Genomic DNA, 4,404 nt, shown 5'->3' on the forward strand with positions numbered 1-4,404 from the left:
CGTTCGACGCGCCACGCTCGACGAGCGTTGGGCACGGCAGTGAACCGGTTCGTGCCGGAGAGGCGCCATACAGCGTGGCCAGCGTAGGGATGGACACCCTAGGCTCTTCGATAATTCAACGAAACTCCTATAGCATTCCGTCGGCAACAGTAAGCGCCGCGTCGAGGATTGCCAACCCCGCTCGCGCTTCTTGCTCAGTGATGGTGCAGGGCGGGACGACGTGAATCCGGTTGAAGTTAGCGAACGGCAACATTCCGCCCTCCTTGCAGGTGTTTATGACCGCCGCCATCGCGGGACTGGATCCGCCGTACGGCGCCAGCGGTTCCCGAGTGCTCTGGTTGGCAACGAGCTCGACGGCCCAGAACATACCGATTCCGCGGACCTCGCCGACGCAGGGGTGGCGGTCTGCGAGGTCCGCAAGACAAGGCCCGATGACTTCCTCCCCGATGCGTGCAGCGTTGCCAACGACATCGTCGCGCTCCATCACATTGATCGTGGCTACCGCGGCAGCCGTGGCCAGCGGGTGCCCTGAATAGGTGAGGCCACCCGGATAAACACGGTGGGCAAAAGTATCGGCGATCGCCGGACTGATTGCCACGCCACCGAGGGGCACGTAGCCGGATGTGACGCCTTTACCGAACGTCATCAAATCGGGAACAACATCGAAATGCTCGATCGCGAACCACTTTCCGGTGCGGCCAAATCCTGCCATGACCTCGTCGGCGATAAAGGCTATGTCGTAGCGATCACACAACTCGCGTACGCCAGCCATATACCCTTGAGGGGGCACCATTACACCCGCCGTGCCCGGGATCGATTCCAGAATTATTGCGGCAATGGTCGACGGGCCCTCGAGACGAATGACCTCGTCAAGATGAGCCAGTGCGCGCTGCGTTTCCTCCTGCTCGGTGGAGGCGCTGAATTGCGAGCGGTAGAGAAATGGCCCGAAGAAGTGCACGATGCCACTGCTGCCGCGGTCGTTGGGCCACCTCCGAGGATCGCCGGTCAAGTTGATCGCGGTGTCCGTGCCGCCGTGGTAAGAGCGATACCTGCTCAGCACCTTGTACTTTCCGGTGTGCAGTCGCGCCATGCGGACGGCGTGTTCGTTGGCGTCGGCGCCACCGGCGGTGAAGAATATCCTGTTCAAGTCGCCTGGAGTGCGCTCGCTGATTAGGCGCGCAGCCTCCGAACGGGCATCGTTTGCGTGCTGAGGTGCCACCGTGCACAACATTGCGGCCTGAGCCTGGATCGCTTCTATGACGCGAAGGTTCTGGTGGCCGATGTTCGTGTATACCAGCTGAGATGTAAAGTCCAGCAGCCTGTTTCCATTACCATCCCAGATGTAGCAGCCTTCTGACGCGACCACCGTCATTGGCGTGAGCTGAGCTTGCGCCGACCACGAGTGGAATACATGTGCGCGATCGAGTTCGTAGGCGCGCGCTGCCAGTAGCCTAGCTTCCTCGACTGACAGATTGTTAGGAAGAGTGAAAGTGTCGGGCATGATTGCCATGGTCAGCCACTCACTTGTTCTCGGGGAAGCCAAGGTTCACGCCACCATGACTGGGATCGGGCCAGCGCTGCGTGACGACCTTGCCACGGGTGAAGAATTGGATTCCTTCGGCGCCGTGGGCATGGATGTCACCGAAAAGGGACGCCTTCCAGCCACCGAAGCTGTAGTACGCCATCGGGACCGGTATAGGGACATTAATGCCGACCATGCCGACCTCGACCTCATTTTGGAAACGCCGGGCTGCACCACCGTCGTACGTGAAGATCGCCGTGCCGTTGCCATAGAGATTGGAATTGATTAATTCCATTGCGTCGTCGTACGTCTCGACCCGCACCACCGACAATACCGGCCCGAATATCTCATCCGTGTAGACAGTCATATCGGGCGTGACGTTGTCGATCAGCGTTGGGCCCAACCAGAAACCGTCTTCGTCGCCATCCGGTGAAACTTGGCGGCCGTCAAGAACTACTTTGGCACCTGCGGCCTCACCGGCACCGATGTAGGCAGCGACTTTGTCCCGGTGCACCTTCGTCACCAGAGGGCCCATGTCCGATCCCCTGGTCCCGTCACCAGTCTTGATGGCGGCGGCGCGTTCCGCGATCTTGGCGACCAGATCGTCGGCGATCGGTCCGACGGCTACGCAGGTTGAGATAGCCATACAGCGTTCACCCGCAGAGCCGAAGCCGGCGCTGACCATCGCGTCAGCGGCCAGATCCAGGTCGGCGTCGGGCAGGATCACCGCGTGATTCTTGGCCCCTCCCAAGGCCTGCACCCGTTTGCCCGCCGCGGTGCCGTTGGTATAGACGTACCGCGCGATCGGCGTTGACCCGACGAAACTGATCGACTTGAGCTTTTCATTAGCCAACATCTCGTCGACAACGGTCTTGTCTCCCTGCAACACATTGAACACTCCTGCAGGAAGTCCGGCCTCCTTCCAGAGTTCGGCCACCCACAACGACGAGCTGGGGTCCTTCTCCGACGGCTTGACCACCACGGTATTACCGCAGGCGATCGCAATGGGGAAAAACCACATTGGCACCATCGCAGGAAAATTGAACGGCGAAATGATGCCCACCGGGCCCAGCGGCTGGCGGATCGAGTACGTATCCAACTTGGTCGAGGCGTTCTCGGTGAACCCGCCCTTAAGCAAAGAAGGAATGCCGCAGGCAAACTCGACAACCTCCTGGCCGCGTGTCACCTCGGCTAAAGCATCGGAGACCACCTTGCCGTGCTCACTGGTGATCAGCTCTGCCAGTGCCGGCTTGCGCTCATTGAGAAGCTCCCGAAATGCGAATAGGGTCGCGACTCGCCTTGCGAGCGAGGTGTCGCGCCACGTGGGGAAGGCTGCCGCAGCCGCGTCGATCACCGCCCGCGCATCCGCGACGCTCCCCAACGCCACCTCGCCCGTGATGGCCCCTGTGGCCGGGTTGGTCACCGGCGCGGTCGCCCCGCTTCCGCCCGTAAACAACTGATTGTTGACCCAGTGACTGATGGTAACCGGCATTGCGACCTTCCCTCGTTAACAACGTGCGGGTCGGTTTCAACCCCGCAGTCCATCGACCCCGTCAAGTTTGGGGCCTGACGCCCGGAAGGGACATTGTCAGTAGGTCATATTTTTGTACGATTTGTTTACAACCTGTAAGTACCATTCGGTGGTGCAGTGGTTGCCGCGGGTTCATGGGATCTGCACCTAATGCCGTAGGTCGTGCAACCGGGGGCGACACCTGGCCGAGCGTGGCTGCAGTCCGGCACGGCTGACCAGGTCGCGGGAGGTCGATTCCGCTCGACAGTCCGACAACCGGGTGCCCACATTGGGCAACGAGAAGTTCGCCGCGGTCGGTGTTGGGAGCAGTCGGGCCCGATTGCGGTCGTAGTCGATCAGCGCCGCAGCGGTGGATGTTTGCAGCGGCACTTGCTGGCTCTTGCCAAATTTCCCGTTGCGGATGTCAAGCCTACCGCCTGTGAGGTCGCTATCGCGGCGTTCCGAGGTTGAGCGCTTCCCCGTGGAGCATGCCCGTCACCGCCGTCAAGCCGATGAGCGTTTCGTAGGCCGCCGCGACCATCGGTGAGCGCGAACCTCGCGCTGTTGTCATCAGCGCCTCGATGTCCTGGGACGAATACAAGTACGGCGTGGCTCCCTTGGTGCTCAGCGGCTTCAGTTCGGCTGGCGGAACTTTGATCCCGGATATACGCGGATACAGGTAGGTGATGAAACCGGGCAGCACCGAAAGCCGATAGGCCCGCCACGCCGGGTCGGCCTAAGTAGGCTGTCGCGCCCCGTCGACCGCGACATCAATGGTTATTTTCGGTGTGACAGCCTGGCCTACCGAATCGTTTTATGATCGTGTTCAAGCGCGGCGTGCTGACATCGCTGTGGGTGGCAGGCCCGGTCGTGGGTTGATCCATACGGCGTCGCCCTCGACAAGGTGTGCGAGCGGTACGAGAACTGGGTGTGGAGATCAACACTCATATCGGGCTCGACGGTGTCGACCACAACCAGGGCGGCGGCCTCGCCGGAAGCGCACGGGCTGCCGGCGCCATGGTCGACTTTTGCACCGCAACGCGGGCACTTATTGCCTCGCAAGATCTTCTTCCTGATCATGCCCGCACGCCTCCGCGATCGGCGACCTGATCTGGGCGGCGATGCGCGGGCTGGTGGTGTCTCAGTTCGTCGCCGGGACCCCCGTCGATACCTCCGCCGAACAGCAGGCACTCGTGTACATGATCTGCGCCTACCTTGACCGGCACCGGGCGGATCGGGCTACTTCCAGGCGAACACCGGTTGTTCCAGTTCGTAAACCGGGTCGTGGCGCCCTTCCAGGCCCAGCCACCGCAGTTGCAGCAGCACCGCACCCGTCGGCGCGTGGATGAGGTCATTGCCCAACGGGATCTGT

At 61.5% G+C, this 4,404-nt stretch carries 4 protein-coding genes and 1 pseudogene; 1 reads left to right on the plus strand and 4 read right to left on the minus strand.

Going from position 1 to position 4,404, the window contains the following annotated elements; genetic code table 11:
* Nucleotides 1–127: 127 nt before the first annotated feature.
* From AC2VOP_RS16980 to AC2VOP_RS16990, 3 genes are all read right to left on the minus strand, one after another.
* The gene (locus AC2VOP_RS16980; RefSeq protein ID WP_486962053.1) at nt 128–1,501 is read right to left on the minus strand and encodes an aminotransferase class III-fold pyridoxal phosphate-dependent enzyme; all 1,374 of its coding nucleotides are present in this window, start codon (nt 1,499–1,501) and stop codon (nt 128–130) included.
* A gap of 19 nt (nt 1,502–1,520) precedes the next feature.
* Nucleotides 1,521–3,014 carry a CoA-acylating methylmalonate-semialdehyde dehydrogenase gene (locus tag AC2VOP_RS16985; protein ID WP_343709275.1) on the minus strand — a complete coding sequence of 498 codons (1,494 nt, stop codon included), beginning with the start codon at nt 3,012–3,014 and terminating at the stop codon, nt 1,521–1,523.
* 466 nt (nt 3,015–3,480) lie between these two features.
* Complete coding sequence (locus AC2VOP_RS16990) at nt 3,481–3,735, minus strand: hypothetical protein (protein ID WP_486962054.1); 255 nt, start codon at nt 3,733–3,735, stop codon at nt 3,481–3,483.
* Nucleotides 3,736–3,962: 227 nt separating this feature from the next.
* Here AC2VOP_RS16990 and AC2VOP_RS16995 point away from each other — a divergent pair, with 227 nt between their 5' ends.
* Nucleotides 3,963–4,142 carry a hypothetical protein gene (locus AC2VOP_RS16995; protein WP_343709277.1) on the plus strand — a complete coding sequence of 60 codons (180 nt, stop codon included), beginning with the start codon at nt 3,963–3,965 and terminating at the stop codon, nt 4,140–4,142.
* Nucleotides 4,143–4,271: 129 nt separating this feature from the next.
* Here the strand turns inward: AC2VOP_RS16995 and AC2VOP_RS17000 are convergent.
* Nucleotides 4,272–4,404 (minus strand): annotated as a pseudogene (locus AC2VOP_RS17000) (CoA pyrophosphatase); the annotation flags it as partial.

Source organism: Mycobacterium sp. TH-M106 (assembly GCF_057473765.1).

Coding starts and splice junctions, on each gene's coding strand:
- AC2VOP_RS16985 (WP_343709275.1), bottom strand. CDS start 3,014: ATGCCGGTTACCATCAGTCACTGGGTCAACAATCAGTTGTTTACGGGC.
- AC2VOP_RS16980 (WP_486962053.1), bottom strand. CDS start 1,501: ATGCCCGACACTTTCACTCTTCCTAACAATCTGTCAGTCGAGGAAGCT.